Origin of the sequence: Intestinimonas butyriciproducens, assembly GCF_004154955.1 — a bacterium.
Taxonomy (GTDB): Bacteria; Bacillota; Clostridia; order Oscillospirales; family Oscillospiraceae; genus Intestinimonas; species Intestinimonas butyriciproducens.
This window is the reverse complement of record NZ_CP011524.1, coordinates 2,373,454-2,391,783: the sequence shown is the minus strand read 5'-3', so window position 1 is coordinate 2,391,783 and position 18,330 is coordinate 2,373,454. Positions and strand designations below refer to the sequence as shown.

Here is an 18,330-nt window from a genome sequence, read left to right as displayed (position 1 = left end):
GGGGGCATGGGGGCGCAATGGGCAGGATAACTAAAGTTAGAAATAAGGAATGCTTTCGTTTGAAGCTATTTTTGATGTGCAAATTAAATTATACAGAAAACAAATTGGTAGCACCATTTATTTTGTGCAAATTGATAAAAGTCCCCGGGGCGGTAATAGGCCGCCCCGGGGACCCGGGTAACATTCTTTTATTGCATCAGAGAACAGACCAGCTCCGTATAAGCGGCGGGGTCTTCCAGTGGGAGTCCGGCGATGAGAAGGGCCTGATCATAGAGAAGCTCGGCATAGGTCCTGGCCCGCTCCTTGTCCCCCTCCAGAGCAGCGCGGAGGGCGGCAAAGGCGCCGGAGTCGGGGTTGAGCTCCAGTACCCGGCCTGCCTTCATCTCCTTGGCGGCCTGGGGATCCACACGCTGGAAATACTTCTCCATCTCCAGGGATACGGGGCCGTCGGCGCTCATGCAGACGGGGGCGGACTTGAGGATCTTGGAGATGCGGACCTCCTTGATCCTCTCGCCCAGGGTCTCCTTGACGAAGTCCAGCACATCCTTGTTTTCCTCGGCCTTTTTTTCGGCCTGGGCCTTCTCTTCGTCGCTCTCAGGGAGGGCGTCGTCGTCGCAGACGTTCTTGAAGGGCTTGCCGTCCCACTCGGAGAGGGTGTTCATGACAAACTCGTCCACCTCGTCAGTGAGGTAGAGGATCTCATACCCCTTGTCCAGCACGCGCTCGGCCTGAGGTAGCTTGGCGGCCTTCTCCACGCTCTCGGCGCAGAGGAAGTAGATGGATGGCTGGTCCTCCGCCATGCGCGCTGCGTACTCGGCCAGGGAGGTATTCTTGCCCTCGCGGGAGGACCAGAAGAGGAGCAGATCCTTGAGCATATCCTTATGGGCGCCGTAGTCGGAGACCACGCCGTACTTGAGCTGACGGCCGAAGGCGGAATAGAACTGCTCATATTTTTCACGGTCGTCTTTCTGGAGCTTCAAAAGTTCGGCCTTCACTTTCTTCTCCAGGTTGCCGGAGATGACTTGGAGGACCCGGGTATGCTGGAGCATCTCACGGGAGATGTTGAGGGAGAGGTCGGGGGAGTCCACCACGCCCCGGATGAAACTGAAGTGGTCGGGGACCAGGTCGGCGCACCGGTCCATGATGAGCACGCCGGAGGAGTAGAGCTGGAGGCCCTTTTCATAGTCGCGGCTGTAGTAGTTGAAGGGTGCGTGAGCGGGAATGAACAGGAGGGCCTTGTACTCCACCTGTCCCTCGGCGGACACGTGGACGACCGCCAGGGGGTCTTCCCAGTCGCCGAACTTCTCCTTATAAAATGTGTTGTACTCCTCGGTCGTCACCTCGCTCTTGGGGCGCTGCCACAGGGGCACCATGGAATTGAGGGTCTCCCACTCCTTCACCGTCTCATACTCGGGTTTGTAATCCTCCCCGGCATCCTCCGGCTTGGGCTTCATGTGGGAATGCTCCATCTCCATGACGATGGGGTAGTGGATATAGTCGGAATACTTTTTTACCAAGCTGTCCAGCCGGTACTGCTGGAGGTACTGGTCGTAGTCATCGTCCTCGGTGTCGGGCTTGATGTGGAGGATCACGTCGGTACCGGCAGCCTCCCGCTCGCAGGGGGTCATGGTGTAGCCGTCGGCCCCGGCGGATTCCCACTTCCAGGCCTCGCCGCTGCCGTAGGCTCTGGAGATCACCGTCACCTGATCGGCCACCATGAAGGCGGAGTAGAAGCCCACGCCGAACTGGCCGATGATGTCGGCCACGTCCTGGTTTTCCCCCTCCTTGGCGGCCATCTCCTGCTTGAACTGGAGAGAGCCGCTGCGGGCGATGGTGCCCAAATTCTGCTCCATCTCGTCCCGGGTCATGCCGATGCCGTTGTCGCAGACGGTGAGGGTGCGCGCGTCCCGGTCCGGGATCAGGGTGATCTTGAAGTCGGAGCGGGAGAGTCCCACCTGATCGTCGGTGAGGGACCGGTAGGCCAGCTTGTCCACCGCGTCGCTGGCGTTGGAGATGAGCTCCCGGAGGAAAATCTCCTTGTGGGTATAGATGGAGTTGATCATCAGATCCAAAAGCCGCTTGGATTCCGCCTTGAACTGTTTCTTTGCCATAAGTCAAGCCTCCGTATGAAAAAGATAAGAGAATAAAAAACGATAGTTTAGCACTCTTTATCTTTGAGTGCTAAACTATCATAATCCTTCGTATAGAAAATTGCAAGAGGGTTCAAGAATTGTTTACAAATTATCCCGCTGCGGTGATGGAGAAGGTCTGGCGGAAGGTCTGCGTCTGCCCCTCGATGGGGAGCAGGTAGTGCTCGCCGACCGCCTCATAGCCGCTGTAGTCCACCCGGTTGGTGATGGTGAGACCGTATCTGGTGAAGGAGAAATCCTCAAAGCTTCCGCCGAGCTGGGACGTTGTATCACGGCTGGCAAAATACCAGTTGTGAAGCCCCACTTCGGGCTGAGCGGGCAGGAGGGCGAGCAGGGAGAACAGCGCCAGGCTGTCGTTGGAGTTCAGAAAGGAGGGCGCGGCGCTGGTGGTAAAGGACACGCCGGTGACCACGCCGTCCTCCAGCGTGTACTGAAGGGCGGGAGGGGGATCGGACAGGCCGATGGAATAGGTGCCTGCCGGCGCGACCTTCACCCAGCCGCCATCAGCGTCCAGCACGTAGGTCTCAGCCCCGCCGTACCGGCGCAGGGCGGCGTTGTAGTTTCGGGAGAACTCCGCTACAGTCAGGGGGTGGCGTACCGGCGGGACCAGGACATGGAGGCCCAGCAGCAGGGACACGGCCAGAAGGGTGGCCTCCGCGCCCAGAAAACCCACCCACCGCACCGGGCGCAGGTCCCGGATGGTGTAGGCGCACGTCTCTTCCCAGAGGAGGACTTCGCCCTCCTCAAGGGCGCGCATGCTTTTATAATTGCGGTAGAGCGTATAAAAGGGGATGCCCCAGCCCTCGCCCCGCCCAAATAGGACGGACAGCCGCCCAAAGGCCTGGGAAAAGGTGAGCTTGCCCCCATCGGCGTTCCGGACGGCCAGACCGAAAAGCCACTTGCCCGGGGTAAATCCCCAGGTGCTCAGCAGCAGAGGCTCCAACAGGAATTGAACGCCCCAGGTAAGATAGGCCATCAGCAGGCCCCACATCAGCCCGTCTCCCGCAGTGGTCCGAAAACCCAGGGCCAGCACGGCGTCCAGCAGCAGGCGGCACAGGCTGAAGTCCAGCGAGCGGGCAAAGAAGCGCCTCCAGGGGTGGTTGACGGTAGGGAGGGCGTCCCGTTCCACGCTTTGGAACCGGACACCGCCCTGCTCCAGCCGGACCATTTCCTCCAAATATTTTCCCGCATTCAGATCCCGGTACTGGACCCCGTCGGCCTCCATGGTGCGGCACAGGGCGCGGGCCGCATCTAGGTCGTTGGCCCGGCGCTGGAGACGGGCCTCTTGCTGCCGGAGGGCGGCGGGCAGGTCCAGCGCGCCCGTCTGCATGGCCCTGATGTCCTCCAGAGAGAACTGGAGCTGGCGGAGGAGCTTGATCCGGCGCAGGGTGTCCAGATCGGACCCGGTATAGTCCCGGTAGCCGTTTTCACTGCGGGTGGGGGAGAGCAGCCCCTCTTTTTCATAAAAACGGATGTTGGCCCGGGTCATGCCCAGAGCCGCTTCCAACTGGCCGATGTTCATGGATACACCTCCTGACAGGCCCAGTATAAAGGGTGAAGGGGGTTTACAGTCAAGCCTTTTTCGTAAAAAAGCAGCAAAAACCCGGGCGCCACAGCAGAGGCACCCGGGTTTTCTCAGAGATGGATGGGCGGCAGGGCGGCGCACAGGGCGTCCGCCATCAGGCGGTGCCCCTCCCGGTTGGGGTGGAGGCCGTCCAGATACAGCCGCATGCCCTCCGGCGGCGCAAAGGCCGGCAGGGAGAAGTCCACGGTCTGTATGCGGAAGATCCCGGCAAAGCGGAGCAGCCAGTCCCGGTAGGCACGGAACACCGGCTCCAGCGCGAAGAAATCCGTCAGCTCGGTCCAGGGGGGAGGGACCAGGGCGGGAGAAAGGGGGATGGGCAGGCCCAGCATAGGGCGGATGCCGGCGGCGACCGACTGGTGGACCAGGGCGCCGAGATCAGCCCTGGCCCGCAGGTCGCTGCCGGTGAGAAAGATATCGTTGGCGCCGCCCATGATGAGCACACGGTCCGGCCTCTCATTCAGCACATCCCGGCCAAAACGGGAGAGCATACCGCCCGCCGTGTCGCCGGTGATCCCCCGGTTCACCAGCGTATGGCCCGTCCGCTCCGCGCACAGGCTGACCCAGCAGTCCCTTCGGGGGACGCCGTAGCCATAGGTCAGGCTGTCCCCAAGGCAGACCAGCTTCATGTTACCGCTTCAGCGCCAGGGCGGCCCGGACCTTCTCCACGATGCCCACGGCGGTGAGGCCATAGGCTTCTAGGACCTCGGCGGCCTTGCCCGAACGACCGAACTCATCGTTCACGCCGTGGCGCACCACCGGCACCGGGTACACGCCGGCGAGATAGTCGGCCACGGCGGAGCCGAGACCGCCGATAATATTGTGCTCCTCCGTGGTGACAATGGCTCCGGTCTCCTTGGCGGCCTTGAGGACCAGGGCCTCGTCCAACGGCTTGACGGTGTGCATATCGATGACGCGGGCGTCCACCCCTTCGCCTTTCAGGAGGTCGGCGGCCTTCAGGGCCTCCTGGACCATACCGCCCACGGCGACGATGGTCACGTCGCCGCCGTCCCGAAGCACCGCGCCCTCGCCCAGCTTGAAGGCGTAGCCGGGCAGGGAGGCGGTGACATCCTCCACGGCGGCCCGGCCAAGACGCAGGTAGGCGGGACCGTCATACTCCACCAGGGCCTGGACGGCCTGACGCATCTCATTGGCGTCGCAAGGGCAGCAGACCACCATACCGGGGATGCTCCGCATGGTGGCGAAGTCCTCGCAGCACTGGTGGGTGGCGCCGTCCTCTCCTACGGAGAGCCCTCCGTGAGACCCCACCACCTTTACATTCAGATGGGGATAGGCGATGGAATTGCGGACCTGCTCGAAGGCCCGCCCGGCGGCAAACATGGCGAAGGTGGAGGCAAAAGGCTTCTTGCCGCAGGTGGCGAGGCCCGCCGCCACGCCCATCATGTTGGCCTCGGCAATGCCCATGTTGAGGAAGCGCGCGGGGTAGGTCTGGGAAAATTTCTTGGTCATGGTGGCACTGGACAGATCGGCGTCCAGGACGACCAGCTCGGGGTGCGCTGCGGCAAGCTCCACAATGGCGTCGCCATAGGCGGCGCGGGTCGCGATCTTATCAGCCATGTCAGTTCGCCTCCAATTCCGCCAGGGCGCGCTCCAGCTCCGCCTTGGCGATCTCATACTGCTCGTCGTTGGGGGCCTTTCCGTGCCATCCCGCGTTGTTCTCCATGTAGGACACGCCCTTGCCCTTGATCGTGCGAGCCAGGATCACGGTGGGCTTGTCCTTACAGGCGGCTGCCTGCTCCAGCGCGGCGGCGATGGCGGCATAGTCGTGGCCGTCCACGTGGAGGACGTTCCAGTTGAAGGCCTCAAACTTTTTGTCCAGCGGCTCGGAGGGCATGACGTCGGCAGTGCTGCCGTCGATCTGGAGGCCGTTTACATCCACGATGGCGCACAGGTGATCCAGATGGTATTTGGCCGCGGACATGGCCGCTTCCCACACCTGGCCCTCCTCGATCTCGCCGTCGCCGAGGATGGTGTAGACCCGGTAATTCCTGTCGTCCATCTTGCCGGCGAGGGCCATGCCGACGGCGGCGGAGATCCCCTGCCCCAGGGAGCCGGTGGACATGTCCACGCCGGGAACGTGCTTCATGTCCGGATGGCCGGAATAGTGGTCCTTGATAGAGCGGAAGAGCTTGCAGTCCTCTACAGGAAAGTAGCCCTTCAGGGCCAGCACCGCGTAGAGAGCGGGCGTGCAGTGGCCCTTGGAGAGGACCAGACGGTCCCGATCCGGGTCCTTCGGGTCCTTGGGGTCTACCCGCATCGTATGGAAATACAGGGTCGTCAGCAGGTCCATCACGGACAGGGAGCCGCCGATATGGCCGGAAGCCGCGGTGTGGACCATATCCATTGCCAGCAGGCGGGCGCGGGCCGCGGTCACGGCCAACGCATGGGCGCAGGTCTGTTCCAAGCAGGATCATCCTTTCCACGTTGCAAAAATAGGGGATCGCCGCCCGAAAAGGAAACCTGCGGGCCGCGGTCCTATCACTGCCCCATTATACCCCCGGCCCCCGGGTGACGCAAGAGAATTCTTTCGTTTGAATGTACTTTTGCTTGCGTTTTCCGGAGATATGCGCTATGATACTCTTTAAGAGAAAACACGCCACATTTCATACGGCGGGATGGAGGCTTTCGCATTGTTCAATCAAAGGCAGTTGGAAATCATCGATCTGCTGCAGACGGAGGACAAGGTCAGCGTCAGTGAGCTCACCCAGCGGTTCGGGGTATCGCTGGTGACGGTGCGGCAGGATTTGAAAAAGCTGGAGGACCAGGGTGTTCTCAAGCGGACCCACGGCGGGGCGATCCCCGTGGACAACGGATACGACACCTCCACCCGGATGTGGAACAACTACGAGCAGAAGCTCCGCATCGCCCAGCGGGCGGCCTCCATGGTCAGTGACGGGGAGACTGTCATTGTGGAGACCGGTTCCACCTGTTCCTTGCTGGCCAGGGAGCTAGCCTCCAAGCGGGGGGTCACGGTCATCACCAATTCGGTATTTCTCTGCAACTTCGTAAGGCGGTGCCCCGCGCTGGACGTGGTACTGCTGGGCGGCTCCTTCCAGCACGACGCCGAGGCCAATGTGGGCCCCCTGACCAAGCTGGGCCTGGCCCAGTTCTCGGTGGACAAGTGCTTCATCGGAGCCGACGCCATCAGCGAGGATAAGGGGGTCTCCACCATCAATCTGTTCCGGGCCGAGGTGGCCCGGGCCATGGCCAAGTCGGCCAAAAAGATGATCGTTTTGGCAACCTCCGATAAGGTGGGGGCCAGCGCGGTGGCGTCCAGCTTCCCCCTGGCCTCGGTCCACACTGTGATTACGGACAAGGATCTGAGCCGGGAGGGCAGGTCCCTGCTGGACGGCGCGGGCGTGGAGGTCATCACTGTCTGAGCGCGCGGAGGCACTTGCCGAGAGGCTGAGGCCCCCGGCCACGTCTGTGGCCGGGGGCCTTTTGCGGTGGGAAGGAGCGTAGATTCTCTTCCCGCCCACGCACGCGGGAAGGTGCGCGCCCGGACGCCGGACGGCCGGGAGACACGATGGGAGGAGAGAAAAGGGTGCGCCACAATGAAAGTTCAGAACGCTGCCTTCACTTTTCAGACAAATTTCAGCTTTGGGGCGTAGACTGAGGACCAAAACTGAAAAGAAGTGGTACGACATGCGGGTACTGATTGTAGAGGACGAGGTGCGCCTGGCCGAGGCGCTGGGGCAGATCATGGCGGAGCACCGTTATTTGGCCGATCTGGTGTATACCGGACCGGACGGACTGGAGTATGGACTAACCAACCAGTACGACGTCATCGTGCTGGACGTGATGCTCCCCGGCATGGATGGGCTGGCGGTGGCCCGGGGACTGCGGGAGGCCAAAGTGTCCACCCCCATCCTCGTGCTTACCGCCCGGGACGAGGTCCCGGACAAAGTGGCGGGCCTGGACCATGGGGCCGACGACTACATGACCAAGCCCTTTGCCACGGAGGAGCGGCTGGCGCGGATCCGGGCGCTGGCCCGGCGGAAGGGGGAGGTCCGGACGGAGCTGCTCACCTACGCCGACCTCGCCCTCAACCTCTCCGCCCGCTGCCTCCGGTGCGGAGAGCGCGAGGTGCGGCTGGGATTCAAGGAATTTGAGGTGCTGCGCCTCCTGATCGCCTATCCCAAGATGGTGGTCCCCAAGGAGGAGATCATTCTCAAGGTCTGGGGGGCGGACAGCAATGCCGAGGACAACAATGTGGAGGTCTATGTCTCCTTCCTGCGGAAAAAGCTTCTGTTTTTGGAGTCCGGCGTCACCATCCGTACGGTGCGGAAGGTGGGCTACTTTTTGGAAGTGGAAGAACCATGATCAAGCGCCTGCGCAAAAAATTTATTCTCACCAATATGCTCCTGGTCGCCCTGGTGCTCATCACCGTCTTTGGCGTGCTGGTGGGCTACAATTACCAGCGTCTGGTCCGGCAGAGCGAGGAGGCTATGCGCACGGCCCTGAAGTGGAGCGACGACGCGCCGCCCCCTGTGTTCCAGTTCGGCGCGTCTCATGAGGAGGAAATGGAGGAACAGGGCGAGGAACGCCGGTTCACGATGGTGCCAGTCTTTGTGGTCCTGCTGGACGAGGACGGCGGTCCCGCCCAGGTCACCGGCGGCAACAATGTGGAGGTATCCGACCAGGTGGTGGCCCAGGCCGTGGCCACAGCCACGGAGGAGAGCGGCGCCATATCGGGGTTGAACCCGCGCTATCTGCAGGACACGGACCGGGGGGGAGAACAGCCGGATCGCCTTTGCCGATATGGGCTGGGAGACCGACTCACTGTGGCCGCTGATCCGCTCCTCGCTGCTGGTGGGGGCGCTGGCCCTGGGCGGTTTCTTCGTCATCTCGCTGATGCTCTCCGGACTGGCCCTCAAGCCGGCGGAGGAGGCGTGGGAGCAGCAGCGCCGCTTTGTGGCGGACGCCTCTCATGAGCGCAAGACTCCACTCACCGTCATACTCACCAATACCGGCATCCTCCTCGCCCACAGCGGGGACACCATCGCACAGCAGCAGAAATGGGTGGAGTATATCCGGGACGAGGCGCAGCGGATGCGCGCCCTGGTGGAGGACCTCCTCTTCTTGGCCAAGAGCGACGCCGGAAAGGAGACTTCTCCGGTCACCGCGCCTGTGGATGTTTCAGAGCTCACCTGGAGCGCGCTGCTTCCCTTTGAGCCGGTGGCCTTCGAGCAGGGCGTGGAGATGGAGAGCGAGATCGCCGACCAGCTCACTGTCCAGGGCAATGCCGACCAGCTCCGCCGGCTGGTGGCCATTCTGCTGGACAACGCTGTAAAATATGCCGGAAACGGCGGCCGGGTCAAGCTCGTCCTCTCACGCCCGGAGCGTGGCGGCGTCTGCCTGACGGTCCACAATACCGGACCGGCTATCCCGCCGGAGCATCTGCCCCACCTGTTTGAACGGTTTTACCGCGCCGATGACTCCAGGGCCAGGACTTCCGGCGGTTATGGCCTCGGCCTCGCCATCGCAAAGCGCATCGTGGACGGGCACGGCGGCTCCATCACCGTGTCCAGCAGGGAGGACGCCAGCACGGACTTCACGGTGAGGCTGCCGCATAGTCAATAGACACGCCCGGAAAGCCAAGGGGAAGATTCACACATTGTTCACGCATCCTTCAAAGATTGTCCATTCATTTTCGGGAAAGCTGTGGTATCCTTATCAGCGTAGACAGGAAAGCAAACAATCATTGCCGTACCATCTATCTCAAACCTCCTCTCTCTTTCTCAACACCAACGAAACGCGGCGGCGCCCCAAAAGGCGCCGCCGCGTTTCGTTGGTGCCGCACGGGCGGGGCGGAAACGTGCAATTGACATTTCGGCGGCGGAATAGTATTCTATAAGGGACCGGAATACACAGGGAAACGCCTCTCGGCTCTGCGCGAGCCATGGGGGAGCCGTGAAATACAAAATTGAATACTGCTTTGAGTGGCCCGCACGAGGGGCTGCCGCAGCCTTGCGGCGTGTATCGTGTGGGATGAAAAGGGAACCCGGTGAAAATCCGGGACGGACGCCGCCGCTGTAAGGGTACGTTCGGCCAGTGACGAAAGTCAGCCATTGTATCGGATCGGATACGATAAGGCGGGCCGATGAGAAGTGTACCTAAGTCAGAAGACCTGCTTGAAGTATATCCTCCACCGTGCGTGAAGTGGATCAGGGATAGACTGCGACAGGACGACACAGGAAAACGGCTGTGGCGCGGGGCAAAGCCCCGCGCCACAGCTTTTTTTGACGAAAAGAGGCCATTTGTAAGGAAGGAAAAGGAGGAGAAACGAATGAAACAGAGATGGAGACGGCCGGTATCGCTGGCGCTGGCATGGGTACTGGCGCTGAGCCTGAGTACCGGAGCGTGGGCGGCGGTGTCGGACGAGAGGCTGGCCGACACCGTTACGGACACAGCGGCGTACATGTACCGCACGGTGAAGGATCCCCAGGTGGGGTCCATCGGCGGCGAGTGGGCGGTGCTGGGCCTGGCGCGGAGCGGGTATGAGGTGCCTGAGGAGTACTATCAGAAATACTACGCCACGGTGGAGAGCTATGTGAAGGCCTGTGACGGGGTGCTCCACGACAAGAAATACACGGAATATTCGCGTCTCATTGTGGCGCTCTCGTCCATCGGAAAGGACGCGCGGGACGTGGCGGGGTACGACCTGACCAAACCCCTGGGCGACTACGGCAAGACGATTTGGCAGGGGCTCAACGGCCCGATCTGGGCGCTCATCGCGCTGGATTCAAAGGACTACCCCATGCCGGAAAATCCCGAAGCGGCGACGCAGGCGACGCGGCAGATGTATATCGACCGCATCCTGGACTGCCAGCTCCCGGACGGCGGATGGAGCCTGTTCGGGGGCACGGCGGCGGCGTCCTCGGGGGACGGGGTGTCGGACCCCGACATCACGGGGATGGCGCTCCAGGCGCTGGCAAAGTACCAGGACCAGGCGGCGGTGGCAAAGGCCACAGAGGAGGCCCTGGCGTGCATGTCGAAGCAGCAGGACGCGAGCGCGGGCTATGCGTCCTGGGGGACGACCAATTCGGAGAGCTGTGTACAGATGATCGTGGCGCTGTGCGAGCTGGGGATCCCGCTGGACGACAGCCGGTTCGTGAAAAACGGAAAGACCATGCTGGACAATCTGATGACCTTCTATCTGCCCGGGAACGGTTTCCTGCACACGGCGGACGGGTCGGGCTCGAACCAGATGGCCTCAGAGCAGGCATTCTATGGCCTGATCGCAGCCCAGAGGGCCCGGGACGGGCGGAACAGCCTCTACCGGATGGGAGATTCCCTGACGGTGACGGGTGAGCTGGCCGGGGCCAAGCCGGGGGAGGGACTGGAGGGGAAGGACCCCGCGGTCACGTATATGCCCATCGTGGACCGTGAGGCCACCTTCCCGGACATCACCGGCGTGAACGCCCACAAAAACCAGCCCGCCATCGAGTCCCTGGCTTCCCGCGGGGTTATCAGCGGGAAAAGCGACGGGAACTTCGACCCGGACGGGGACATGACCCGGGCGGAATTCGCCGCCATCGTGGTGAAGGCTCTGGGTCTGGCGCCGGCGGCGGCGGACCGGTTCACCGACGTGCCCGCGGACGCGTGGTACGCGGGATATGTGGGCACGGCCAGCACGTACGGCATCGTGACCGGCACGGGAGACGGGAGCGCCTTCCGGCCCGACGGGACCATCAGCCGCCAGGAGGCGGCGGTGATGGTGGCCCGGGCGGCCAAACTCTGCGGGATGGACACGGCCCTGGACACCGGCGCCATTCGGGACATCCTGGCTCAGTTTACCGACTATGTGACCACGTCGGAATGGGCCCGGGAGGGGCTGGCCTTCTGTTACCAGGAGGACATCCTGGACCAGTCGGCTCTGGAGATCCGACCCACTGCGGCCATCAAGCGCTGCGAAATCGCCCAGATGCTGTTCAACCTGCTGGGCAGCGCCAATCTGCTGTAAATCTGTAAAGTTCTGTAGAGTAAGGAAAAGGAAAGGAAGTGCCCATCATGCATGTGAACTGGTTCAAGGACCCTGACAACGTGGTGTACTGCAAGGAGGAGGAGGTCCTCCCCCGGCTGTCGAAGGAGCTGGGGATCGGAGATCTGGCGGAGCGCGTGGCAGCCTTCCGCGCGGCGCCCGCAGCGGAGGGGATCAACCTCAAGGGGCTCCGGCGGACAACGCTGAAGCTGTTCGTCCCTAATCTCACCTTCCCCGAGCCCATAGAGATGGGGGAGAACGTGTGGATCTACATGGGGGAGCTGTGTCCGGCGTACTGCCTCTATACACCGTGGGAGGACGGTGAGAAGAAGTGAAGCTGACCAGGGGAAAGGTCGTCGGCGTACTGGCGGTGCTGGTCATCCTGGCGGCGGCGTTCTGGTATGGCGGCGGTGCGCCGGGGTTGCAGGGGTGGACGGTGGAGAAAACCACCCCGCCCCCCGTTTCTCTGGAGACGGCCGGCTCCACACCCCAGACCACGCCTTTACCGTCTGCAAGTCTGGTGCCCGCCGCCTCGGCACTCCCCGCTCCAACGGAGAACCCCGCGGCGCAGGAGGAGACGGAGCCGGCGGCCACCCCCGCGCCCACCTCCGGGATCGAGTCCCGGCCCGGAGGACTGGAAGGGGGATTCACCGCAGAGGAGAAGATCGCCGCTGCCCAGGCCATCGCGGGAGGCTCCTCCCCCGGTGTGGAGAAGGGGGACGCTGCGTACTCCGAGGCCCATGGCATGGTCCTGGACCCCAACACGGGCAAGGACAAATATCTCACAGACCCGGTGCCGGAGGGAAAGCCGCTGCCCGTAGAGCCCCAGGACGCCTCCATCTCAGATACGGCCTATACCTGCACACTGTCCATCTCCTGCGCCACGATCCTGGACAACATGGACTGGCTGGACCCTGAAAAGGTGGAGCTGGTGCCGGAGGACGGCTGGATCCTGGAGCCCACCACCGTCACCTTCTACGAGGGGGAGAGCGTGTTCAACGTCCTCCAGCGGACCTGTAAGCAGAAGGGCATCCATATGGAGTTTGAGAACACGCCCATGTACAACTCCGCGTACATCGAGGGCATCCACAATCTCTATGAGTTCGACTGCGGGGAGCTGTCGGGGTGGATGTACAAGGTAAATGAATGGTTCCCCAACTACGGCTGTTCCCGCTACCAGCTCAAGGACGGGGACGTGATCTGCTGGGAGTACACCTGTGACCTGGGTGTGGACGTGGGGGGCTTCTACTCCACTGGAGGCTGATCAGAGAGCATAGCGACAGAATGTAGCAGGGGCGCGGGAGACCGCGCCCCTGGAACGGATGTGATGAAAAACGCGGCACAGAGATACCTTTTCCAGCTACCATCCCGCCGTCAACTTCCTGTACTTCGGGCTGGTGCTGGGCTTTACGATGTTCTTTATGCACCCGGTCTGCCTGGGGATCTCACTGGTGTCGGCCCTGATCTACGCCGTCTATCTGGGCGGTCGGAGGGCGGTGCGGTTCCAGCTGTGTGGCCTGCTGCCCATGCTGCTGCTGGCGGCGGTGGTGAACCCGGCGTTCAACCACGAGGGCGCGACGCTGCTGACCTACCTGCCTTCGGGAAATCCGCTGACCCTGGAGAGCATGGCATACGGCCTTGCAGCGGCGGCCATGCTGTGCGCGGTGATCGAGTGGTTTTCCTGTTATACGGCGGTGATGACGTCGGATAAATTCGTCTACCTCTTCGGCCGGATCATCCCGGCCCTCTCCCTGGTGCTGAGTATGACGCTGCGCTTCGTACCGAAGTTCAAGGCCCAGATCCACACGGTGAGCGAGGCACAGCGGTGCGTGGGGCGGGACGTGTCGGACGGAAGCGTGCTACAGCGGCTGCGCCACGGGATCACAATCCTCTCCATCATAGTGACATGGTGCCTGGAGAACGCCATCGAGACGGCGGACAGCATGAAGAGCCGCGGCTACGGCCTGCCGGGGCGCAGCGCCTTTTCCATCTACCGGTTTGATGACCGGGACCGCGCGGCGCTGGGGTGGCTGTCCTTCTGCGGGCTCTATCTCCTGTCCGGCGCCCTGGCCGGAGGGCTCTACTGGCGGTACTTCCCGACGATCAAGGGCGTGCCGCCCGGGCCCTTTCCCATCAGCTTCCTGCTGGTATATCTGGCCCTGTGCCTGACGCCGGTCGGCCTGAATGTCCGTGAAGACCGGGTGTGGGCGCGGCTGAAAAGGGAAGGGGGAACGGCCAATGCGTGAGGCGTATTCCGTCCAGACCATCGAGACCTGCGTCCCCGTGGCGGAGTATCTGCGCACCTGTGTGGACGTGGAAAAATTCTTGGGCTTCTGTCGGGAGTGCGGCAATTACGGCCGCCGCTGGTCCTGCCCGCCCTTCGAATTTGACCCGCTGGAGCTCTGGAACCGATATGACACCCTCCATCTGTATGCCCGTGTGCTCGTCCCCGCGCCGGGAGCGGACACCGACGGGCTGCTCGGCGGCATGAAGGCGGAGAAGGAGGGGCTGCTGGGCCAACTACTTGCGCTGGAGCGCGCCGGGGACGGCGCTCTGCTCCTGTCCGCCGGGAGCTGCACCTTGTGCGGGGCGCGCTGCACCCGTCCGGACGGCGCGCCCTGCCGCTGCCCGGAAAAAATGCGCTATTCCATCGAGGCGCTGGGCGGCAACGTGGCCGAAACGGCGGAGCGCTACCTGCATAAGCCCCTGCTCTGGATCGAGGACGGCCGGATGCCGGACTACCTGACCCTGGTGTGCGGCTTGCTGACCCGGGAGGAGGACGAATGAACGACATATTTTCGATTGAACGCCTGACCTTCTACTATCCGGAGCAGACAAAGCCGGCCATTGAAGGGCTGGACCTGCGGGTGGCGCAGGGGGAGTTCCTGGTGCTCTGCGGCCCCTCCGGGTGCGGAAAGTCCACGCTGCTGCGCCAGCTCAAGACGGTGCTGGCGCCCCACGGGCACCGGGAGGGTGAGATACTCTTCGAGGGGAAGGCGCTGGATGGCCTGGACCAGCGGACCCAGAGCGAGCGGATCGGATTCGTGCTGCAAAGCCCGGAAAACCAAGTGGTGACGGACAAGGTATGGCACGAACTGGCCTTCGGTCTGGAGAGCCTGGGCTACGACACGCCCACCATCCGGCGGCGGGTGGCGGAGATGGCGTCCTTTTTCGGTATCCAGACCTGGTTTTATAAAAATGTGACGGAGCTCTCCGGCGGCCAGAAACAGCTCCTGAATCTGGCGTCGGTGATGGCCATGCAGCCCAGCGTGCTCATCCTGGACGAGCCCACCAGCCAGCTCGACCCTATCGCCGCCTCGGACTTCCTGGCGACCATCGGGCGGATCAACCGGGAGCTTGGGACCACGGTGATCCTGACGGAGCACCGTCTGGAGGACGCCTTCCCGCTGGCGACCCGGGTGGCGGTGATGGACCGCGGCCGCCTGTTGTGCACGGGTACGCCGGAGGAGGTGGGCGGAGCCCTGAAGGGGGCGGGCCACTCCATGTTCCTGTCGATGCCCACGGCGATGCGCGTGTGGGCGGCGGTGGAGAACGCGGCATCCTGTCCCGTTACGGTGCGGGAGGGGCGGGACTGGCTCACAGGTCTGGCGGCCTCACGACCGCTGGAGCCTCTGCCCAAGGAGCGGCGGCACAGCTACCCCGAGGGCGCGGCCATCGAGGCGGAGGACCTGTGGTTCAAATACGAAAAGGAGTTGCCCGATGTGGTGAAGGGCCTGAGTCTGCGGGTCGGGAAGGGGGAATTCCTGGCCCTCCTGGGCGGCAACGGCACGGGCAAGACCACCACCCTCAAGCTGCTGGCGGGACTGCACAAGCCCTACCGGGGATCGGTCCGGACCCATGGGGGAGTGGGGGTACTGCCTCAGAACCCCCAGGCGCTGTTTGTGAAAAAGACGGTCCGGGAGGACCTGTTTGAGATCCTGAGGGACCGGCGCATGGCGCGGGAGGTCCAGACGGCCAGGGCGGCATGGGCGGCGCGGCTGTGCCGCCTGGAGGAGCTGCTGGACCGCCACCCCTACGACCTGTCCGGCGGCGAGCAGCAGCGGGCGGCGCTGGCAAAGGTGCTGCTGCTGGACCCTGAGATCCTGTTGATGGACGAGCCCACCAAGGGCCTGGACGCGGAGTTCAAGCAAGTGTTCGCCGAGATCCTCCAGGCGCTGCTCCGCCGGGGTGTGACCATCCTCATGGTGAGCCACGACATTGAGTTCTGTGCCAGGTACGCCCACCGCTGCGCCCTGTTCTTTGACGGCGGCATCGTTACGGAGGCCGCGCCCAGGGCGTTTTTCTCCGGCAACAGCTTTTACACCACCTCCGCAAACCGCATGGCGCGGAGCCTGATGCCGGAGGCGGTAACGGCGGAGGACATCATCGCCGCCTGCGGCGGTGAGCTGCCCCCTGTCCCCCAACTGCCGGAGGACGACGGGCCGCTGCCCCCTCCGGCGGAGAGGAGCCCGGACAAAAAGCCCGGACCGCTCCCCTGGTGGCGCAAGGCTATCGCGGCGGTCTCGGCCCTGGTGGCAGCGGCCGCCTTCCTGCAGGCGCTGGGGATCACCGACCTCACGGCCCTGGTGGGCGCGGACGGCGCCACCGCCCTGGGCGCCGGCTATGCCGGTATCTACGGGGCGCTGATCGTCGCCCTGTTCGCCTTCGCTCTGGCCATCGGCCGCCGCTCCAGGCCGCCGACGGTGCCGGTGCAGGTGCCGAGAGGGAAACGCCGGCTCTCCAAGCGCACCGTGGCGGCGGCGGTGATGATTCTGCTGCTTGTCCCCGTGACCCTGTTTGTGGGCGTCTACTATCTGGGCAACAAAAAATATTACTTCATCGCCTTGCTGGTCCTGCTGGAATGCATGGCGCCCTTTTTCCTCATCTTCGAGGGGCACAAGCCCCAGGCCAGGGAGCTTGTGATCATCGCCGTGCTCTGCGCCATCGGAGTGGCGGGGCGGGCGGCATTCTTCATGCTGCCCCAGTTCAAGCCCGTCATGGCGCTGACCATCATTGCGGGCGTGGCCTTCGGGGGGGAGACCGGGTTCCTGGTGGGCGCGGTGACCATGCTGACGTCCAACGTCATGTTCTCTCAGGGGCCGTGGACGCCCTGGCAGATGTTCGCCATGGGCATCATCGGGTTCCTGGCCGGCGTCCTGTTCCGCAAGGGGCTGCTGCGCCGGGCGCGGATGTCGCTGTGTGTCTTCGGCGCTCTGGCCGCCATCCTCATCTACGGCGGCATCATGAACCCGGTTTCGGCGCTCATGTGGGCCAGTGAGCTCAACTGGAAGGTCCTGCTGGTGTATTACATCACGGGCTTCCCCATGGACCTGGTCCACGCCTCCGCCACCTTCCTCTTTCTCTGGTTTGCCGCGGAGCCCATGCTGGAAAAGCTGGACCGCATCAAGGTCAAATACGGGCTGATAGAGACCGAGACGCCATGAGCGCACGCGGCGGCGGACAACGGGCGCCAATTCCTGTGTGGAGGAAAGAGTATGACCAACTTGGAAGAGAAAAAGAGGCGGCTTGCGCAGCTTGCGGCGGCGTGTACCGACCCGTCCGAGACAGAAAGCGAGGCGTCTGAGGAGGAACTTGACGAATACTCTCTCCAGACAGCGGCGGGGAAGCTGCTCTATGAGAGTTTTACAGATGAGGAACTTTTGAATGTGGTGCGGAAAACGGCGGAACAGCTGGGCCACTCTCCCGCCCAACGGGAGGTCTTTTGGGTCTACCGGTGCTATTTGAAACGGCGGTTTGAAAAGTGGCCCTATGCCCTTCAAAAGGCAGGTCTGAGCAAAGCGGCCGGGAGAGGCGGCACATCGATGGCCAGGATGGAGGCGGAGCGCAAGCACCACCGGGAACTGCTGGAGCTGGTGCGGGAGCGGGGCATCCAATTGGGGCGCATTCCCCATCCAAAGGACTTTCAGGACGAGTTGGGAGACCTGGCGAAGTATTATCAGACCTGGAATCAGGTCCTCACCGCGGCGGGCATCCATTGGGAGGATACCGTGCACCCCATCGGGGACCTGGAGCCGGAGTACCGCGCGATGCTGGAAAAACTGCTGGAGCAGGCGCGGGCGCTGGGGCGGGCCCCGCTGCGGAGCGAAGTGGAGGAGCCGCTCCGAAAAAAACTGATCGCACGTTGCGGATCCTGGAGAAATACGCTCTATCAGATCGGGCTGGAGCCGGTGGCCCATATCACGCCCTTTTCCGGGACCGTCCTGAGCAACACCAATAAAGGCACAAAGCGGCACCGCACGGTCCTGCACGAGTGCTATTATAAGGTGCTCAATCTGGATGAGCGGGCGAAGAGGGAGCTGGAGGAGGTGCGGCGGCTGGCGGAGAAGCTGGGGCGGCCTCCCAAGCGAAAGGAGGCGCCTGAGGCGCTGCGCAAGGACCTGCAAAAATGGTGCGGGTCGTGGTCCAACACGCTGTTTCAACTGGGCCTTCAGCCTGAAAAGAAAAAGACGTTCCAAGGGACGAAGGAGCCCCGGGAATAGGCAAACGGAAGGGCGCCCCCTGTAGATGGTTCTACAGGGGGCGCCCTTCCGTTTATTCTATTGAAAGAAGACGCGGTACGGGCGGGGAGCCCG

At 63.1% G+C, this 18,330-nt stretch carries 16 protein-coding genes and 1 riboswitch; of the genes, 11 read left to right on the top strand and 5 right to left on the bottom strand.

Going from position 1 to position 18,330, the window contains the following annotated elements; genetic code table 11:
• Window positions 1-188: 188 nt before the first annotated feature.
• The 5 genes from htpG to SRB521_RS11830 all read right to left on the bottom strand — a co-directional run bounded on the left by htpG (window position 189) and on the right by SRB521_RS11830 (window position 6,157).
• The gene (gene htpG, locus SRB521_RS11850) at window positions 189-2,111 is read right to left on the bottom strand and encodes a molecular chaperone HtpG (protein WP_116721898.1); all 1,923 of its coding nucleotides are present in this window, start codon (window positions 2,109-2,111) and stop codon (window positions 189-191) included.
• Window positions 2,112-2,241: 130 nt separating this feature from the next.
• Window positions 2,242-3,672 carry a MerR family transcriptional regulator gene (locus SRB521_RS11845; protein WP_116721897.1) on the bottom strand — a complete coding sequence of 477 codons (1,431 nt, stop codon included), beginning with the start codon at window positions 3,670-3,672 and terminating at the stop codon, window positions 2,242-2,244.
• A gap of 113 nt (window positions 3,673-3,785) precedes the next feature.
• A complete protein-coding gene (locus SRB521_RS11840) occupies window positions 3,786-4,361 on the bottom strand; it encodes a GDSL-type esterase/lipase family protein (protein ID WP_052082697.1) in 576 nt (191 codons plus the stop codon).
• 1 nt (window position 4,362) lies between these two features.
• Window positions 4,363-5,310 carry a transketolase family protein gene (locus tag SRB521_RS11835; protein WP_116721896.1) on the bottom strand — a complete coding sequence of 316 codons (948 nt, stop codon included), beginning with the start codon at window positions 5,308-5,310 and terminating at the stop codon, window positions 4,363-4,365.
• Window position 5,311: 1 nt separating this feature from the next.
• Window positions 5,312-6,157, bottom strand: a complete 846-nt coding sequence (locus tag SRB521_RS11830; RefSeq protein WP_257534824.1) for a transketolase — start codon at window positions 6,155-6,157, stop codon at window positions 5,312-5,314.
• Window positions 6,158-6,383: 226 nt separating this feature from the next.
• Between SRB521_RS11830 and SRB521_RS11825 the strand changes: the two genes are divergently transcribed.
• The 11 genes from SRB521_RS11825 to SRB521_RS16210 all read left to right on the top strand — a co-directional run bounded on the left by SRB521_RS11825 (window position 6,384) and on the right by SRB521_RS16210 (window position 18,237).
• The gene (locus tag SRB521_RS11825; protein WP_052082696.1) at window positions 6,384-7,133 is read left to right on the top strand and encodes a DeoR/GlpR family DNA-binding transcription regulator; all 750 of its coding nucleotides are present in this window, start codon (window positions 6,384-6,386) and stop codon (window positions 7,131-7,133) included.
• Window positions 7,134-7,398: 265 nt separating this feature from the next.
• Window positions 7,399-8,076, top strand: a complete 678-nt coding sequence (locus tag SRB521_RS11820) for a response regulator transcription factor (protein ID WP_116721895.1) — start codon at window positions 7,399-7,401, stop codon at window positions 8,074-8,076.
• Window positions 8,073-8,687: a hypothetical protein gene (locus tag SRB521_RS16550; protein ID WP_242943896.1), complete on the top strand. Its 615-nt coding sequence runs from the start codon at window positions 8,073-8,075 to the stop codon at window positions 8,685-8,687. Before SRB521_RS11820 ends, SRB521_RS16550 begins: the two co-directional genes overlap by 4 nt.
• Window positions 8,608-9,336 (top strand): sensor histidine kinase, encoded by a 729-nt coding sequence (locus SRB521_RS16545; protein WP_242976538.1) that lies wholly within the window; start codon window positions 8,608-8,610, stop codon window positions 9,334-9,336. Before SRB521_RS16550 ends, SRB521_RS16545 begins: the two co-directional genes overlap by 80 nt.
• Window positions 9,337-9,679: 343 nt before the next feature.
• Window positions 9,680-9,905: riboswitch (cobalamin riboswitch) on the top strand.
• 137 nt (window positions 9,906-10,042) lie between these two features.
• Window positions 10,043-11,719 carry an S-layer homology domain-containing protein gene (locus tag SRB521_RS11810; protein WP_075703421.1) on the top strand — a complete coding sequence of 559 codons (1,677 nt, stop codon included), beginning with the start codon at window positions 10,043-10,045 and terminating at the stop codon, window positions 11,717-11,719.
• A gap of 47 nt (window positions 11,720-11,766) precedes the next feature.
• Window positions 11,767-12,072, top strand: a complete 306-nt coding sequence (locus tag SRB521_RS11805; RefSeq protein ID WP_207735835.1) for a hypothetical protein — start codon at window positions 11,767-11,769, stop codon at window positions 12,070-12,072.
• Window positions 12,069-13,001, top strand: a complete 933-nt coding sequence (locus tag SRB521_RS11800) for a DUF4430 domain-containing protein (RefSeq protein ID WP_075703422.1) — start codon at window positions 12,069-12,071, stop codon at window positions 12,999-13,001. Before SRB521_RS11805 ends, SRB521_RS11800 begins: the two co-directional genes overlap by 4 nt.
• A 148-nt stretch (window positions 13,002-13,149) precedes the next feature.
• Window positions 13,150-13,983 carry an energy-coupling factor transporter transmembrane component T gene (locus SRB521_RS11795; RefSeq protein ID WP_116721894.1) on the top strand — a complete coding sequence of 278 codons (834 nt, stop codon included), beginning with the start codon at window positions 13,150-13,152 and terminating at the stop codon, window positions 13,981-13,983.
• Complete coding sequence (locus SRB521_RS11790; RefSeq protein WP_058117179.1) at window positions 13,976-14,524, top strand: DUF2284 domain-containing protein; 549 nt, start codon at window positions 13,976-13,978, stop codon at window positions 14,522-14,524. Before SRB521_RS11795 ends, SRB521_RS11790 begins: the two co-directional genes overlap by 8 nt.
• A complete protein-coding gene (locus SRB521_RS11785) occupies window positions 14,521-17,181 on the top strand; it encodes an ATP-binding cassette domain-containing protein (protein ID WP_075703423.1) in 2,661 nt (886 codons plus the stop codon). The genes SRB521_RS11790 and SRB521_RS11785 overlap by 4 nt, the downstream gene beginning before the upstream one ends.
• Before the next feature lie 51 nt (window positions 17,182-17,232).
• Window positions 17,233-18,237, top strand: coding sequence for a homing endonuclease associated repeat-containing protein (locus SRB521_RS16210; protein WP_165366632.1), 1,005 nt, complete (start codon window positions 17,233-17,235; stop codon window positions 18,235-18,237).
• Window positions 18,238-18,330: the final 93 nt, after the last annotated feature.